14 protein-coding genes are annotated in these 15386 nt (G+C 70.6%); 11 read left to right on the top strand and 3 right to left on the bottom strand.

Features of this window, described 5'->3' with window-relative positions:
- The first annotated feature begins 209 nt into the window (after positions 1–209).
- Positions 210–920: a M23 family metallopeptidase gene (locus AB0M47_RS30815; protein WP_363420233.1), complete on the top strand. Its 711-nt coding sequence runs from the start codon at positions 210–212 to the stop codon at positions 918–920.
- A gap of 16 nt (positions 921–936) precedes the next feature.
- Positions 937–1839 (top strand): tRNA pseudouridine(55) synthase TruB, encoded by a 903-nt coding sequence (truB, locus tag AB0M47_RS30810; RefSeq protein WP_363420231.1) that lies wholly within the window; start codon positions 937–939, stop codon positions 1837–1839.
- On the opposite strand, the gene AB0M47_RS30805 is transcribed toward truB, so the two are convergent.
- Positions 1746–2573, bottom strand: coding sequence for a DUF4184 family protein (locus AB0M47_RS30805; protein WP_363420229.1), 828 nt, complete (start codon positions 2571–2573; stop codon positions 1746–1748). The genes truB and AB0M47_RS30805 overlap by 94 nt on opposite strands.
- A gap of 75 nt (positions 2574–2648) precedes the next feature.
- On the opposite strand from AB0M47_RS30805, the gene AB0M47_RS30800 reads away from it, so the two are divergent.
- From AB0M47_RS30800 to dapB, 6 genes are all read left to right on the top strand, one after another.
- Entirely contained in the window at positions 2649–4418 is a 1770-nt protein-coding gene (locus AB0M47_RS30800; protein WP_363420228.1) for a hypothetical protein, read from the top strand.
- Positions 4419–4431: 13 nt separating this feature from the next.
- Positions 4432–5373, top strand: a complete 942-nt coding sequence (locus AB0M47_RS30795; protein WP_363420226.1) for a bifunctional riboflavin kinase/FAD synthetase — start codon at positions 4432–4434, stop codon at positions 5371–5373.
- Between the two features lie 136 nt (positions 5374–5509).
- Positions 5510–5779, top strand: coding sequence for a 30S ribosomal protein S15 (gene rpsO / locus AB0M47_RS30790; protein WP_253756812.1), 270 nt, complete (start codon positions 5510–5512; stop codon positions 5777–5779).
- A gap of 246 nt (positions 5780–6025) precedes the next feature.
- Positions 6026–8341 carry a polyribonucleotide nucleotidyltransferase gene (locus AB0M47_RS30785; RefSeq protein ID WP_363420224.1) on the top strand — a complete coding sequence of 772 codons (2316 nt, stop codon included), beginning with the start codon at positions 6026–6028 and terminating at the stop codon, positions 8339–8341.
- Between the two features lie 86 nt (positions 8342–8427).
- Entirely contained in the window at positions 8428–9696 is a 1269-nt protein-coding gene (locus AB0M47_RS30780; RefSeq protein WP_363420235.1) for a pitrilysin family protein, read from the top strand.
- Positions 9697–9784: 88 nt separating this feature from the next.
- Positions 9785–10525: a 4-hydroxy-tetrahydrodipicolinate reductase gene (gene dapB / locus AB0M47_RS30775; protein WP_363420222.1), complete on the top strand. Its 741-nt coding sequence runs from the start codon at positions 9785–9787 to the stop codon at positions 10523–10525.
- A 171-nt stretch (positions 10526–10696) separates the two neighbouring features.
- Here dapB and AB0M47_RS30770 read toward each other — a convergent pair whose 3' ends face one another.
- The gene (locus AB0M47_RS30770) at positions 10697–11221 is read right to left on the bottom strand and encodes a GNAT family N-acetyltransferase (protein ID WP_363420220.1); all 525 of its coding nucleotides are present in this window, start codon (positions 11219–11221) and stop codon (positions 10697–10699) included.
- Between the two features lie 44 nt (positions 11222–11265).
- On the opposite strand from AB0M47_RS30770, the gene AB0M47_RS30765 reads away from it, so the two are divergent.
- The 3 genes from AB0M47_RS30765 (at position 11266) to AB0M47_RS30755 (ending at position 14466) form a co-directional block, all read left to right on the top strand.
- Complete coding sequence (locus AB0M47_RS30765; protein WP_363420218.1) at positions 11266–12459, top strand: glycosyltransferase 87 family protein; 1194 nt, start codon at positions 11266–11268, stop codon at positions 12457–12459.
- A gap of 295 nt (positions 12460–12754) precedes the next feature.
- Positions 12755–13975: a crosslink repair DNA glycosylase YcaQ family protein gene (locus tag AB0M47_RS30760; RefSeq protein ID WP_363420216.1), complete on the top strand. Its 1221-nt coding sequence runs from the start codon at positions 12755–12757 to the stop codon at positions 13973–13975.
- Positions 13972–14466 (top strand): DUF2752 domain-containing protein, encoded by a 495-nt coding sequence (locus AB0M47_RS30755; protein ID WP_363420214.1) that lies wholly within the window; start codon positions 13972–13974, stop codon positions 14464–14466. The genes AB0M47_RS30760 and AB0M47_RS30755 overlap by 4 nt, the downstream gene beginning before the upstream one ends.
- 110 nt (positions 14467–14576) lie before the next feature.
- Here the strand turns inward: AB0M47_RS30755 and AB0M47_RS30750 are convergent, their stop codons facing one another.
- Complete coding sequence (locus AB0M47_RS30750; protein WP_363420212.1) at positions 14577–15374, bottom strand: DUF4097 family beta strand repeat-containing protein; 798 nt, start codon at positions 15372–15374, stop codon at positions 14577–14579.
- Between the last annotated feature and the right edge of the window lie 12 nt (positions 15375–15386).

Genomic DNA, 15386 nt, shown 5'->3' with positions numbered 1-15386 from the left:
GGCCCGCCCGGTCGCGTTGATCATGGGGTTTGCACCCCTGACACGCCGTCGACTCCACAGTTAACTCCATGATCAAAGGGGAGAGGGGTGGGGTGGTGGTGGGGAGAGGGGCGGGGTGGCGGCGGTGGGGAGAGGGACGGAGTGGTGGCGGGGGGAGGGGGAGGGTGGGGTGAACTGCGGGGAACGGGCGAAAGGTCTAGACTCGCGCGGTGCGGCGGATTCCCCTGATTCTGGCGATTGTGGCGGTGGTGCTCGGGCTTGGCCTGATCGGCACGGTCGCGGTGCTGGGCGGTGGTGCGTCCGGTAAGGACACTCCGACGTTCTTGGACGACCGCGCGCAGGCGAAGTCCGCGCCGAGTCCGTCGGCGAGCGCCGGCCCGGCGGTGACGTCGCCGAAGCCGCTGGTCTACAAGTTCCCGGTGCAGGGCACGGCGTCGTACGCGCACACGCATCACGACTATCCGGCCAGCGACATCATGGCGAAGTGCGGCAGCGGCGTACTGGCTCCGATCGGCGGTGTGATCCTCGAGGTGAGCTTGGAGGACACCTGGGACGCCGAGGTCAATTCAGGGGCGACTCGCGGCGGGTTGTCCTGGTCGCTGCTCGGCGACGACGGCATCCGCTACTACGGTTCGCACTTGTCGGAGGTCGACAAGACCACCAAGCCGGGTGCGCGCGTGGTCGCGGGTCAGCACATCGGCAAGGTCGGCAAGACCGGTGACACGACCGCCTGCCATCTGCACTTCGGCATCTCGCCCGCGTGCAAGAAGACCGGCGACTGGTGGGTCCGTCGCGGCGTGATCTACCCATGGTCCTATTTGGACGCCTGGCGCAAGGGCGTCGCCAAGTCGCCGGTCGCCGCCATCCAGGCCTGGCAGAAGCAGCACGGCTGCCCTGCCAAGCCGCTCGCGGATCCGTAAAACTACGCTGTTCGGCATGGCTGAACACCAGGTCACCGACGGGCTGATCGTCGTCGACAAAGCGCCGGGCATGACCTCGCACGACGTCGTCGCCCGCTGCCGCCGGATCGCCCGCACGCGCAAGGTCGGCCACGGCGGCACCCTCGACCCGATGGCGACGGGGGTCCTGGTGATCGGCGTCGGCAAGGCCACGCGCCTGCTCACCTACGTGGTCGGCACGGTCAAGGTCTACCGCGCCACCATCCGGCTCGGTCAGACCACGGTCACCGACGACGCGGAGGGCGAGGTCACCGCTTCGGTTCCGGCCGCGCACCTTTCCGATCAACTGGTACGCACAGAGCTGTCCACGATGACCGGCGAAGTGGATCAGGTGCCGAGCGCCGTCTCCGCGATCAAGGTCAACGGCGTACGCGCGTACAAGATGGTCCGGGAGGGCGAGGCGCCCGAGTTGGCCGCCCGGAAGGTGACCATCGAGCGGATCGACGTCTTCGAGGTGCGGCGGGACGGGGACTTCGTCGACGTCGACGTCGAGGCCGCCTGCTCGGCCGGGACGTACATCCGCGCCATCGCGCGTGACCTCGGCGTCGCCCTGGGCGTCGGCGGACATCTCACGGCGCTTCGCCGCTCAGCGGTCGGCGGATTCACCCTCGATGAGGCGTACACGCTGGAAAAACTCGCGGAGCTGGCGGAGGCCGGCGGCGATCCGGTGACGTTGCCGCTGGCCGCGGCCTTGCGCCGGGCGATGCCGATCCGCGAGGTCGACGACGCGGGCGCGAAGATCCTCTCGCATGGCGGGCCGTTGGAGGCGATCGGCCTCGACGGTTCTTACGGGGTGCTGGGTCCGGACGGGACCCCGCTGGCGGTGGTCTCCGAGCGGGGCGGCAAGGCGCGCCCCGAGATCGTCCTCGCCGCCGCCTGAGCTGCCCTGAAGACCAGTGCATAGATTGTCACCGCTGTCGCGGCGGCGGTGACCCCGCCGATCGCCGCCCAGAAGAGGTGGGATTCGAGCCGTGCGACGTGCGGGGTGGTGGCCAGTTGGAGGGCCGCGCCGGCACCGGTCGCGAGGACGAGGAGCAGTCCTGTCACGACCCGGGTACGCGGTCCGAGCCGCAGGCCGGAGGTCGGCCGCGGAACCGAACGCCGTAGCCGCCAGCCGGCCCATCCCGCCAGTACCAGCAGCCCGAGCACCGTCGAGGTGTACTGAAGCACCTTGTAGAGCGGCAGGCCCAGAATCGGATGGGCCAGCCAGGCGCCCCAGATGCCGACGCTGCGCATGTGGGTGAAGCTGTCCCAGAAGGCGTGTGTGGTCGCGCCGAACGCCGCCGCGACCGGCACCGCCAGCAGGTACGCCGGATGCCGGAGGCGCGGGGGAGCGGGAATGCGATCGCCGACCGCCCGCGGCAGGAGCTGGATCAGCGCCGCCCGGAAGATCAGGTGGTATGCAGCGACCGCGACGCAAGTGGCGATGATGTCCACTGTGACGATCCCCCGGAACGCGTGCGTGTCCGCGTACGGAACCCAATGGTCGGTGAAGAGCGGAACGTCGGGGATCATCGATCCGATCGCGAGCGCGGCCGGAACGTACGCCACCCCGGTGACCGGTCGGCGGAGCAACGGCAAGACGGCGGCGATGTGACTCGGTGTGAACGGCATCGAGGGTCAGCCTAGAGCGGGACACGATCTTGTGGTGCCCCGCGCGATTGGCGAGGCTGAATTACGCTGCGGCGCATGACGGACACGCCGATCGGCGCCGCCGGAGCGCCCGACGACAGCGTTCTACGACACTGGCGGCTGCTCGTCGCCGTCGTCGCGCCGGTCGTCGCGGTCGCGACCCTGGTGCAGTCCGTCCTCGAACTCCTCGGCTCCAGCGGGACCTCCGTCGTCGTGGACGGGCTGACGCTGCGTACGCCGAGCTGGCTGGACGTCGTCGAGGCACTGGTCTGGTTGGTCGCCTGGGCGTGGTCGGTGAGCGCCGTCATGATCGCCGTCCGGGGAACCCTGTTCGGCGAGCCGCCGAGCGCGTTCGACGCGTTGCGCCAAGCGGGCCGGCGACTGCCCGTCGTGCTCGGCGTCCTGGTCGTCGTCGCGGCCGGATTCGGCGTACTGCTCCTCGTCGCCGTCGTCGTGGCCAGCCTGCTGGGACCGTTGGCCTGGGCCTGCATCGCGCTCGCCGTCTTCGCCGGCGGCCCCCTCGTCGGGGCGTTGCCGGTGGCGGCCCTCGACGGGCTCGGCGTCGGCGAGTCGGCCGCCCGTGGCGTCCTGGCCGGGGAGGGGCGCCGACGGCAGCTGTTCCTGCTGATCATCGGGCTCGTCGCAGCCGCTCTTCCGGCCGATTGGCTGTCCGCGTCGCTGCCGGAGGTGACGGCGGGACCGGTGACGGCCGCGGTCGGCCGGTTGGCGGCGGCCGCGCTCGCGGTCGCGGCGATCGGCGTACAGGGTGCGCTGCTGGCTCGGTGGCGGATCAGGCTGGCCGACGCACGGCCGCAGAGCGCCCCCGCGCCGTGCCCAGGACACTGGCTGGTGGCGTGCGGTGGACTCACCGTGGTCGTCGTCGTGGCGACCGGGATCGTCATCGTGAACCCGTTGGGCGTACCGGTGCTGAGCACCTCGGGAACCGTGAAGACGAGCCAGAACCTCGGCGAGTACGCCGTCACCGCCGACGGCGAGCCCAAGATCGGGGTCGGTGGATCCAGCCGGCCGCTGGCGTGGGACACCCGCCGGGCCCTGTTCGACGGTGGGACGGCGTTGGTCGGCATCGCGTACCCGGGCAACGGGCCCGTCGAGCTGACGATCTGCCAGGCGGACGACTGCGTACCGACCGAGGCGAGGCTGGACCGGCCCGGGTTCTACTGGGAGCACTGGGTGGCCCGGTCGCTGCCCGGCGGCCGCCTCATCGTCGTCGCCCCGGTCGTCGAGCGCGGGACGCTGTCGGGGACCGCCAAGCTCGTCGCCTGGATCTGCCCCGACCGCTCCTGCCAGTCGTCGCGGCGGATCGAGCTGGCCGACGTGGACTACGACCCGCCCCAGGACTTCCCGCTCGCGGTCACCGTCGGTCCCGAGGGCGCGCCCGTGATCGCGTACGCCCGGTCCGCCCGGCAGGGCTTCGACCTCGTTCGCTGCGCCGACCAGGACTGCACCGCGCACACGCCGGACTTCGGCAGCATGATCACGCCCGGTGGGCCGGAGGACCCCAGGATCGTGGGGCTCGGGTTCGGACCGGACGCGAAGGTGATCGCCGTGCTGGCCGGGAAGACTCCGTCGGCGCGCGCCGGACTTCGAATCCGCGTCGGGCGTGCGCCCCGCGCCCGGGTGATCAGCATCACCTGCGACGACGATCGCTGCCTTCGGCGTACCAGTCGGGCCTGGAACGAGATCGCCGACGATGGCGGTGACCTGCGCGCGTGGCCGGTGCCGATGCCGGACGGGCACCTCGCGATCCTGCAGGAGGACGCCCGGGGTGCGCGCCTGATCACGTGCGAACACCACTGTGAAGGTTGATAGCTTTGGCCCTATGCAGCGGTGGAGGGGCGCGGCGCAGGCGCCGCGAGGGTGGGGGCGCTCGGTCGTCACCATCGGCGTGTTCGACGGAGTGCACCGGGGCCATCAGGCCACCATCGGCTACGCGGTGAAGCGGGCCCGCGAGCTGGGTGAGGCGAGCGTGGTCGTGACCTTCGACCCGCACCCGTCCGAGGTCGTCCGACCGGGTTCGCACCCGGCGGTGCTGACCACTCAGGAGCGCAAGGCCGAGCTGATCGAGGAGCTGGGCGTCGACGCGCTCTGCGTGGAGCCCTTCACCCGCGAGTTCTCCAAGCTGCCTCCCGAGGAGTTCGTGCACGACGTGCTGGTGGAGCACCTGCACGCGGCCGAGGTCGTGGTGGGGGAGAACTTCCGCTTCGGCCACAAGGCGGCCGGAGACGTGGCGCTGCTGACGCAGCTCGGCCGCCGGTTCGGCTTCACCACGACGGCCGCGCCGCTGCTGACGGATGAGTCGACCGTGTTCTCGTCGACCTATGTCCGGTCCTGCGTCGCCGCCGGGGACATGACCGCGGCCACGGCCGCGCTCGGCCGCCCGCACCGGCTGGAGGGCGTCGTGGTCCGGGGTGACCAGCGCGGCCGTCAGCTCGGCTTCCCGACCGCCAACCTGCTGTGCGGCCCGCACGCGGCCATCCCCGCCGACGGGGTGTACGCGGCTTGGCTCCTGCGCGGCGGCAAGCAGCTGCCCGCCGCCGTCTCGATCGGCACCAACCCGACCTTCGCCGGGACTGAGCGCCGGGTCGAGGCGTTCGTCCTGGACTTCACCGGCGACCTCTACGGTGAGCGGGTCTCGCTCGACTTCGTGGCGCACCTGCGCCCGACTGTCCGGTTCGACACGCTGGAGGGCCTGGTCGCGGCGATCACCGACGACGTGTCGCGGACGCGGGTCGCGCTCGGCCTCGGTAACTCGGCGGCATGATCGACTCCGTAAGGTAACCTTGACGAGGCTCCGCGTACGCCTACCCGACGCCGTGGGCACGGAGCCGGAGTATCCATGAGCCGTCGGCTCGCCGAACCCTCGGCTGAACCTTCGGCCCAACGTGAAATGGGAGAAAATGGCGCTCGACGCTGCAGTCAAGACTCAGATCATGCAGGAGTACGCGACGACCGAGGGTGACACCGGCTCGCCGGAGGTCCAGGTCGCCGTCCTCACGAAGCGGATCAAGGACCTGACCGAGCACCTGAAGGTGCACAAGCACGACCACCACAGCCGCCGTGGGCTGCTGCTGCTGGTCGGCCGCCGCAAGCGGCTGCTGGCGTACCTCCAGAAGACGGACATCGCCCGATACCGCGCGCTCATCGAGCGCCTCGGCATCCGGCGCTGACGCTAGAGACAGGGGAGTGACCTGCGGGTCGCTCCCCTGTTGGCAAGACAGCCGGTCCAGCCGGACCGACAATGCAAGAAAGACGAGGCGCGTACCCGGCCGCGGGTTGACGCTCGGTCCTCGGTAGTGGCTCCCGGAGCCGCCCCGCCCGCGCGGGAGCGGAGCCCGAGAGCTTCGATCGAAGACCGGCCGTCCGCCGCCAGCTAGCCGCGCGCGTGCCAGACGATCGAAGAGGAGTATTCATCCATGACCGAGACCACTCTCGGCACCCAGCACAGCACCGCCGTGATCGACAACGGCGCGTTCGGCACGCGGGAGATCACCTTCTCCACCGGGCGGCTCGCCCGGCAGGCGGCCGGTTCGGTCCTCGCCCAGCTCGGCGACACCGTGGTCCTCTCCGCGACCACCGCCAGCAAGACGCCGAAGGACCAGTTCGACTTCTTCCCGCTCACCGTCGACGTCGAGGAGCGGATGTACTCGGCGGGCCGGATCCCCGGCTCGTTCTTCCGGCGGGAGGGTCGTCCGACCGAGGACGCCATCCTGACCTGCCGCCTGATCGACCGGCCGCTGCGCCCGTCGTTCGTCAAGGGCCTGCGCAACGAGGTCCAGGTCGTCGAGACGGTCCTCGCGCTCGACCCGGCGCACCCCTACGACGTGGTCGCGATCAACGCCGCGAGCATGTCGACCAAGCTGTCCGGCCTGCCGTTCTCCGGCCCGATCGGGGCGACCCGGGTGGCCCTGATCGACGGCCAGTGGGTGGCCTTCCCCACCTTCGAGGAGCTGGAGCGGGCCGTCTTCGACATGGTCGTCGCCGGCCGCGTGGTCGGTGACGACGTCGCCATCATGATGGTCGAGGCCGAGGCCACCGAGAACACGGTCAAGCTGGTCGGCGCGGGCGCCAAGGCCCCGACCGAGGAGATCGTCGCCGCCGGTCTGGAGGCCGCCAAGCCGGTGCTGCGCGAGCTGTGCCGGGCGCAGGACGCGCTGGCCGAGGTGGCCGCCAAGCCAGTCACCGAGTTCCCGGTGTTCCTGGACTACCAGGACGACGTCTACGAGGCGGTCAAGTCCGCCGGTGCGGCCGAGGTCGCCGAGGCACTCAAGATCGCCGGCAAGGCTGACCGCGAGGAAGCCCTCGACCTGGTCAAGGAGAAGGTGATCGCGGCCGTCGCCCCGCAGTTCGAGGGGCGTGAGAAGGAGGTCTCCGCCGCCTTCCGGTCGGTGACCAAGTCCGAGGTGCGCAGCCGGGTCCTCCGCGAGAAGATCCGCATCGACGGCCGCGGCCTGGCCGACATCCGGCCGCTGACCGCCGAGGTCCAGGTGCTCCCGCGGGTGCACGGTTCGGCGCTGTTCGAGCGCGGCGAGACCCAGATCCTGGGCGTCACCACGCTGAACATGCTCCGCATGGAGCAGGCGCTGGACACGCTGTCGCCGCAGAAGACCAAGCGCTACATGCACAACTACAACTTCCCGCCGTACTCGACCGGTGAGACGGGCCGCGTCGGCGCCCCGAAGCGCCGCGAGATCGGCCACGGCGCGCTGGCCGAGCGGGCGCTGATCCCGGTCCTGCCGTCGCGCGAGGAGTTCCCGTACGCGATCCGGCAGGTGTCCGAGGCGCTCGGCTCGAACGGCTCGACCTCGATGGGGTCGGTCTGCGCCTCCACGATGTCGCTGCTGACCGCGGGTGTGCCGCTGAAGGCGCCGGTGGCCGGCATCGCCATGGGCCTCATCTCCGGTGAGGTCGACGGCAAGACGGAGTACGTCACGCTGACCGACATCCTCGGCGCCGAGGACGCCTTCGGCGACATGGACTTCAAGGTCGCCGGTACGCGGGACTTCGTCACGGCGCTGCAGCTGGACACCAAGCTCGACGGCATCCCGTCGGACGTCCTCGCCGCCGCGCTGCGTCAGGCCCACGACGCCCGCCAGACGATCCTCGACGTCATGCAGGAGGCGATCGAGTCGCCCGGCGAGATGAGCGAGTACGCCCCGCGGGTGACCACGGTGAAGATCCCGGTCGACAAGATCGGCATGGTGATCGGCCCGAAGGGGCAGACCATCAACGCGATCCAGGACGAGACCGGCGCCGAGATCTCCATCGAGGACGACGGCACGATCTACGTCGGCGCGACCAACGGGCCGTCGGCCCAGGCGGCGGTGGATCGCATCAACCAGATCGCGAACCCGACGCTGCCGAAGGTCGGCGACAAGTTCCTCGGCACCGTGGTGAAGACGGCCGCGTTCGGCGCGTTCATCTCGCTGCTGCCGGGCCGCGACGGGCTGCTGCACATCTCCAAGGTGGGCGACGGCAAGCGGGTCGAGAAGGTCGAGGACTTCCTCAACGTCGGGGACAAGGTCGAGGTGGAGATCGCCGAGGTCGACTCCCGCGGCAAGATCTACCTCGACAAGGTCTACCCCGAGGGCGTCGAGAAGCCGGCTCCGGCCGAGCGTCCGGCGAGCCGGGACCGCGAGGACCGCGGCCCGCGTGACCGGGACCGCGGCGACCGCGGCCCCCGTCGTGACGGCGACGACGGCGAGCGTCGTCGTCGGCAGCGGCGCGACTGACCGTGTCGCAATCTCGTCAGACCGTGCCGTCCAGCGTTCTGCTGGGCGGCACGGCCACTAGTCGCCGCAATAGGCAACCGGTAACCGTGCCGTCCAGCGCTTTTCTGGACGGCACGGTCCGTAGGACGGTTCTGCCCAGTGGGCTGCGCATCCTCACCGAGGACGTGCCCGCCATGCGCAGCGTGTCGTTCGGGATCTGGGTCAACGTCGGCTCCCGGGACGAGGCCGAGGGCGAAGGCGGCGCCTCGCACTTCCTCGAGCACCTGCTCTTCAAGGGCACGGCGCGGCGTACCGCGCTGGACATCTCGGCCGCCATCGAGGCGGTCGGCGGCGAGACCAACGCCTTCACCACGAAGGAATACACCTGCTACTACGCGCGGGTGCTCGACGCCGATCTGCCGCTGGCCATCGACGTCATGTGCGACGCGGTCGCCAGTTCGGTGCTCGCCGAGCCCGATGTGGAGACCGAACGCGGGGTCATCCTCGAAGAGATCGCCATGACCGAGGACGAGCCTTCGGACGAGGTGCACGACCTGCACGCGGAGCTGATCTACGGCGAGCATCCGCTGGCCAAGCTCATCTCCGGGACGGTCGCGTCGATCACGCCGATGAGCCGCGACGGCATCCACGAGTTCTACCGCTCGCGGTACTCCGCTCCCGTCATGGTGGTCGCGGCGGCCGGTCGGCTCGATCACGACCAGGTCGTCGAGCAGGTCGTCGCGGCGCTCGCGGGGACACCGCTGGACAGCGGTTCCGCGTCGCCCGTCGGTCCGCGGCCCATGGAGACGCCCGTCTTGTACGCCGAGCCGAAGGCGGTCACCCGCCGGAAGGACACCGAACAGGCGCACCTCGTCCTGGGCGGGCCGGGGATCGGCCGGCGGGACGATCGGCGCTTCGCGGTGGGCGTACTGAACAACGTGCTCGGCGGCGGCATGTCGAGCCGGCTGTTCCAGGAGATCCGGGAGAAGCGCGGACTGGCGTACTCGGTCTACTCCTACACCTCGCAGTACGCCGAGACCGGCACCTTCGGCGTGTACGCCGGATGCGCGCCGGGCAAGGTGGACGAGGTGCTGGAGATCGTCCGGGATCAGCTGGCCCGGGCGGCCGGTGAGGAGATCACCGAGGAGGAGCTGCGCCGGGGCAAGGGGATGCTCAAGGGCGCCCTGGTCCTGGGCCTGGAGGACACCGGGTCGCGGATGACCCGGCTGGCCAAGGGCGAGTTGCTCTACGGGGATCTGCTCGATGTGGACGACCTGCTGCGCCGGATCGAGGCGGTCACGATCGCCGACGTCACCGAGGTCGCCCACGCCGTGCTGACCGGCCCGGAGTACTTGGCGATGATCGGCCCGCACTGACAGTTCCGGTCGCTCGATCCGGTGCGCGGTGCGAGCCGGGAGGACGGTCGGAGCTGGCACAAGGGCATTCGACTGTTAGGTTGACGCTGTGACGATTCGGGTCGGAGTGCTGGGCGCCCGTGGGCGCATGGGTCAGGAGGTCTGCCGGGCGGTCTCGGCCGCGGACGGGCTGGACCTGGTCGCGCAGCTCGATCAGGGAGATCCGCTCACCACGCTGACCGAGGCCGGTGCGCAGGTCGTCGTCGACTTCACCAACCCCGACGTGGTCCTGGACAACGTGCAGTGGTGCGTTGACCAGGGCATCCACGTGGTGGTCGGGACGAGCGGGTTCACCGAGGAGCGGCTCGACCTGGTGCGCTCGCTCCTGGCGGGCAAGCCCGAGGTCGGGGTGCTCGTCGCGCCGAACTTCGCCATCGGCGCGGTCCTGATGATGGAGTTCGCCGAGCGGGCCGCCAAGTACTTCGACTCGGCCGAGATCATCGAGCTGCACCATCCGCAGAAGGTGGACGCCCCGAGCGGCACCGCGCTGCGTACGGCGCAGCTCATCGCGGCCGCCCGAGCGTCGGCGGGATTGGGTGAGATGCCCGACGCGACGAAGGACGAGATCGACGGCGCTCGCGGCGCGACCGTCGACGGCGTACGCGTGCACAGCGTGCGCTCCCGTGGACTCGTCGCGCACCAGGAGATCCTCTTCGGCACGCCCGGCGAGACGCTGACGATCCGGCACGACTCGTTCGACCGAGCGTCGTTCATGCCAGGCGTGGTGCTGGCCGTCCGGTCGGTGGGATCCCGTCCGGGCCTGACCGTCGGCATCAACCCCCTCCTCTGACTCCCTCCCCCTGCCGCTAGACCGTCGCCCGCTGGCCCGCCGGACCGTTGGGCGCTGGCCCGGCGGCCGCCGGGCCGTTGGGCGCTGGATCACGGATCTCGGTCGAATCTTGGGCCAAGATTCGACCTGGAACCCTGATCCAGCGCCGAGACAGCGCGGTCGGCAGAGCGGTCAGAGCAGGGTGGCGTACCGGGACTGGGGGACGAGCATGTCCTCGACGTCGAGCGACCGCCGCGCCCCATCCGGCGCCCAGCCGGCCGACGCCAGGAACTTCGGCGTCGCCGGGGCCTGGTCGAAGACCCACGCCAGGGCACTGGTGAAGCCGTCGTCGCGCCAGTGATCAGCGGCCGCGGCGAGCAGGCGGCTGCCGTGCCCGCGCCGGCCCCAGCGCGGCTCGACCAGCAGTTCGCCGATCTCGGCCGCGGTGGAGAGATCATCACTGGGGCCGAAGGCGATGAACCCCACCACGTACGATGAGGCCGAGGACTGTTCGACGGCCACGAGGACCCGGTGCCGCCCGGTCGGCGGGGCCATGATCGAATCGCGCCAGGTCGCGGCGAACTCCGTCTCGTCGAGGTCGGCGAGGACGTGCCGCGGGAAGAGCCGGCGATAGGCGGTACGCCAGGTCGCCACCTGGATGCGTGCGATCTCTCCGGCGTCACCGGGCCGCCCGGGGCGGACATGTCCTTGAGCCACGACGTCAGAGCGTAACGAAGTGCCGGATCGGGGAGAGGGAACGGGTGAGACACCGGATCGCGATCGTGGCCGTGCTGGCCGTGGCCGCCCTCGCGTTCGACGCCGCTTTCGCCACCAGGCACGGGTTCTTCGACCTCAAGGTCTACTACGGCGCGGTCAACTGGTGGGTGCACGGCGACGGCGAGCTGTACGACTTCATCAAACCCCGGAGCACGTACGGGTTCACCTATCCGCCGTTCGCGGCGGTGGCGATGCTGCCGATGGCGTTCGTGCCGTGGGGGGTGGCCATCGCCCTCGCGTCGCTGATGACGATCGCCGCCACCGGGCTGGTGGTCTGGTGGCTCGTGGCCGAACCGGATCGGCGGTACAAGACCGCCCTGATCATGGCGCTGCTGATCGCGTACGAGCCGATGCGGGAGACGTTCCTGTTCGGGCAGGTCAACATGCTGCTCGTGGCGCTGGTCGCCGGGGATCTGTTCTTCGGCGTCGGCAAGAACCGTAAGTGGGCGGGCCTCGGGATCGGCCTGGCCACCGCGGTGAAGCTGACGCCCGGCCTGTTCATCCTCTATCTGCTGCTCACCAAGCGGTGGCGCGCCGCGTTCGTGGCGATGGGCACCGCCGCCGGGGCCACGTTGGCGACCGCGGCGATCGCCCCGGACATGGCCCGCGAGTTCTTCACCAACGCCTTGTGGGACACCGACCGGATCGGCTCCTTGGCCTTCATCTCGAACCAGTCGCTCCAGGGACTCGTGGCGCGGCTGAACCCGGAGGATCCGTCGAAGCTCGCCTGGCTGGTGCTGGCGCTCGGCGTACTCGTGGTGTGGGTGGTGCGGAGCCGGCGCGCGTTCCAGGCGGGCGACGAGGCGGCCGGGCTGGCCGTCACCGGTGTCGTCACCGGCCTGGTGAGCCCCGTGACCTGGATCCACCACCTGGTCTGGCTGATCCCGTCGCTCATCCTGCTGGTGAACGCCGGGCTCGCCGATCGCGCCCAGCGCTGGCGGCACTGGGGCATCGCCGGGGTGAGCTATCTCATCCTGTGCAGCAAGCTGGTCTGGCCGTTCGACAACCACTTCAGCAGCTTCTGGGGCTACCTCGGGAGCAACGCCTACGTGTTCGTCACCCTGGTCCTGCTGTTCGCGACCCCGATCCGGTCACCGCACGAGGTGATAGCGCAGCTCGGGGTAACGGAACGTGGTCCCGGCGGGAGTCCAGAACTCGCGAACCCCGTCCGGCCGTAGCCCCGGCCTTCTCGTAGAACCGCCTGGCCCGGTGGTTCTCCTCCAGCACCCACAGCCGGACCTCGGGCTGCGGCAGCTCGGCGAGCGCTTGGCCGGCTCCGTGCGCCGTCGCTCGGCCCACGCGCCCTCGTCCAGACCCGCGAGCACATCGTCCGCGATGATCCCCTGGTACGCCGTGCGCCAGCCGTTGATGTGGCCGGCCACGACGGCAGGCACGTCCTCGTCTCGCAGCGCGCGCACGGTGGCCGTGGTCGGAACGTAGCGCGGGCGGTTCTGTCGTAGCCAGTGGTTAACCTTGCTCGCGATGGAGACCTTGACCCTGACTCAGGCCCGCCGGATCGCCCTGGCGGCCTCTGGTTTCGGCGGCCGGAGCCTGGTCGGGCCGGCGGCCGGCCGCCATCTGCGCCGCGTCTTGGACAACACCGGCCTGCTCCAGATCGACTCCGTCAACGTCCTGCAGCGGGCGCACTACCTGCCGGCCTACAGCCGGATCGGCCCCTATGACACGGCGTTGCTCGATCGCGGCAGCTCTCGGCGTCCCCGCTGGCTGTTCGAATACTGGGCGCACGAGGCGTCGCTCGTCCCGGTCGAGGTGCAGCCGCTGCTGCGCTGGCGGATGGCGACCGCCCGGGAGAAGGCGTGGGGCGGCCCGCGCAGCATCGCCCGGGAGCAGCCCACACTCGTGGAGTGGGTGCTGGCCGAGGTGGCCGACCGAGGCCCGGTGACCGCCGCCGAGATCGAGGCCGACGTGCCCAAGCCGAAGGGCGGCAACTGGGGCTGGAACTGGTCTGACGTGAAGAAGGCGCTGGAGTTCCTCTTCTACGAGGGCTCGGTCACCAGCGCCGGGCGGAACACCTCGTTCGCCCGCCGCTACGACCTGACCTCCCGGGTGCTGCCGGCCGACGTGGTCGCGACGCCGACCCCGGCCGTCGAGGACGCCCACCGCCAGCTCGTCGAGCGGGCCGCCCGGGCGCTCGGCGTCGCGGCCGAGGCCGAGTTGAAGGACTACTTCCGGCTGCCGGTCGAGGGGGCCCGCCGGGCGATCGCCGACCTCGTCGAGGCGGGCGTCCTGGTCCCGGTCCAGGTCAAGGGCTGGAAGCCACAGGCGTACCTGCATCGCGACGCGCCGTCGGCCCGCCGGTTCACCGGTGGTTCCCTGATCAGTCCGTTCGACCCGCTGATCTGGGAGCGGGGGCGGACCGAGCGGCTGTTCGGCCTGCGCTACCGGATCGAGATCTACGTCCCCGAGCCGCAGCGCGTGCACGGCTACTACGTCCTGCCGTTCCTCCAGGGGGAGCGGTTCACCGCACGCGTCGACCTGAAGGCCGATCGCAAGGCCGGCGTGCTGCGCATTCCGGCGGTGTGGCTGGAGCCCGGAGCCGACCCGGAGCCGACCGCCCGAGCCCTGCGCGCCGAGCTCGAACGACTGGCCGGATGGCTCGGTCTGAGCGGCGTCGAGCGGGCCGGGCGAGGGGATCTCGCGCCTTTCCTCAACGGTGTAACGTCAACGACATGACGCAGGTGGAGTCCGCGCCCCCCGGCCAGATGATGGTCGCCACGCCCGACCGGGTCACCGCCTGGTTCATGCGGCGCAGCGCCGCGTTGCCGGTCTGGGCCGGTCCCGCCGCCGCGTTGGTCTGCATCGCCGGCGCGCTCGGCTACACCCAGCTCACCAACCCGACCGACGCGGCCGCCGGTGATCCGCCGTCCTGCCTGCTCAAGCTGACCACCGGGTTCGACTGCCCGGGTTGCGGTGGCACGCGGGCCGCCTGGTATCTCATGCACGGCGATCTCTCCGCCGCTGCCCGCCACCACCTGCTGTTCGTCTTCGCCGTGCCGTTCCTGCTTTACGCGTACGTGGCGTGGGCGGGCAAGAAGGTGTTCAACAAGCAGCTGCCGCAGTTGCGGGTCGGGCCCAAGACGGTCGCGTGGTTCCTCGGGATCTGGGCCGTCTTCACGATCCTGCGCAATCTGCCGTGGGCCCCGTTCACCTGGCTCTACGTCTGATCCCGCACTACTGCTCGCACTCTGACGCCACCAGCCCTCACCCGCCGTACGCGGTGAGGGCTGAAGCGTTTCTCCGGGGCTGACGAGCGGCTGACCAGGGGCCGGCCAGGTCAGCCCGCCGCGCGGCTGACTACGATGTCGCCGCTCATCGAGCGAAGGTGCAGGGCGACGTCGGGCTGCCCGCTCGCCGGGGCGTCGGACGGCTGGAGGTCGCTGCGGGCCCGGCCGGACATCGAGGTCAGCTCCATCCAGACGCCGATGCCCGGGACGACGCCGATGGCGATGTCGCCGCTGGCCGAGTTGACCTTGGCGACGCCGTTGCGCAGCGTACGCAGAGCGAAGTCCCCAGATGCGGTCGTGGCACGGACGCCGCCGCTGAGCGTGCCGAGTTCGACGTCGCCGGAGGCCGAGTGCAGGTCGGCCGAGCCGTCGACGGTGTCGGCGCTGATGTCGCCGCTGGCGGAGTTCGCCTTGAATTCGCCGCCGACGTGCATGGCGCGGACGTCGCCGCTGGCCGTGGTGATGGCGAAGTCGCCGGTCACGTCCTCGACGAAGACGTCACCGGAGGCGCTGTGCACCGAGACCTGCCGGTACGCCCCGGAGCAGGTCGCGTCGGCCGACGCCGTACGCAGATCGAGCGTGCTGTCGGCCGGGATCCGGATCGAGACGGCCAGGCGGGGGTTGCGCATCTTCAGCCAGCCCTTGTGCTCCGGGGCCTTCACGATCAGGTTCGTGCCGTGCAGTTCGACCGTCGTCTGCGCGGCGGCCTCCCGGGAGAGGTCTGACCCGTCGAACGGCTCGACGGCGACGGTGGCGGTGGTCAGGCCGGGCTGAGCGGTGATCTCGACCCGTCCGGCGCTGACGCGTACGTCGGTGGACAGCGGGCCGGTGATCGGGAACTCGTACATGATGATCAATCC

The organism is Hamadaea sp. NPDC051192, assembly GCF_040682475.1.
GTDB classification, from domain to species: domain Bacteria; phylum Actinomycetota; class Actinomycetes; order Mycobacteriales; family Micromonosporaceae; genus Hamadaea; species Hamadaea flava.
This window is presented reverse-complemented; position numbering and strand designations above follow the sequence as displayed.